The organism is Moorena sp. SIO4A1 (assembly GCF_010672065.1).
GTDB lineage: Bacteria > Cyanobacteriota > Cyanobacteriia > Cyanobacteriales > Coleofasciculaceae > Moorena.
Map to the genome: position 1 here is coordinate 1 of NZ_JAAHHX010001058.1, position 1,042 is coordinate 1,042.

Genomic DNA, 1,042 nt, shown 5'->3' on the forward strand with positions numbered 1-1,042 from the left:
TGAAAGCATTAGCCGCACTTTGTAGCAATTGCCAGATAGCTGGTAATCATAAAGTTTGATCATAATTGTATTCTCCTGATTTGTGCCTAATTTTTCCCGGATTTTTGGAAGTATAGCACTACCCATTAAGGTGTTTGACATTGATACAAGCAGCAAACGCTGTTTTATTGAACTGTTGCCTTTTGCCTTTTGCCTCTTGCCCTTGCACGTAGCGCTATAATTGTTTCCGACTCATTAGCCTGCTGATTAGCCTGCGTAACTAGGCTTTGCTGGTCTAGCCAAACCCTTGAGGGTTTGGGGATAGTTTTTTCCCAACGAGATGCTCCCCTTATGCACGGCATTTAAAGCCTTAACTCCTTCTTCTTGAGCAACCACACAACTAATTTTAGTTTCTGAAGTTGTAATCATCTGAATATTTATTTGCTGTTGTGCTAATGCCTCAAAAAACTGAGCCACAACATCTGGTTGTCCCACCATACCACCCCCAACTAGACTAACTTTAGCGATTTCTGTATCCACTAAAATCTCCCCACAACCAATACTTAGTGCTAAAGCTTTTAAAGCCATAGATGCTGCTTCGGCATCAGCTTGAGCCACCGTAAACGCAATATCACAGGTGGGGATACCATTAAGCCTATAAAAGCGTTGAGACTGAATAATCATATCAACACTAATATTTTCCTGTGCCAGTCGTCCAAAGAGTTTTGCTGCCATTCCCGGTTGATCTCGGACATGGCGAATTGTGATACAAGCTTGGTTGAGATCAACGACAGCACCGGATACTGGGGATGGAGTTGAACCAGTAGCAAACTCCTGAATTGAATCAGGTCCGAGCACTACAGAACGATCAATCTCAAAAGCCTGGCACAGAGCAGCAACAGCGCGATCGCATGCCTCAGCATTAATCACACAAGTGATCTTCAACTCAGAGGTAGAAATCATCTCAATATTAACTCCTGCCTCTGCTAGAGTAGAAAACATTTTAGCTGCAACGCCAGGACGTCCAATCATACCAGTCCCAGTAATTGCCACTGTTGCCATG

The 1,042-nt window shown here is 43.5% G+C and carries 1 protein-coding gene; it reads right to left on the reverse strand.

Annotated features, from left to right (window positions below; genetic code table 11):
• Nucleotides 1-246 precede the first annotated feature (246 nt).
• Nucleotides 247-1,042 (reverse strand): ACT domain-containing protein (locus F6K53_RS45240; protein ID WP_293087713.1); only part of this gene is annotated, 796 nt, incomplete at its 5' end.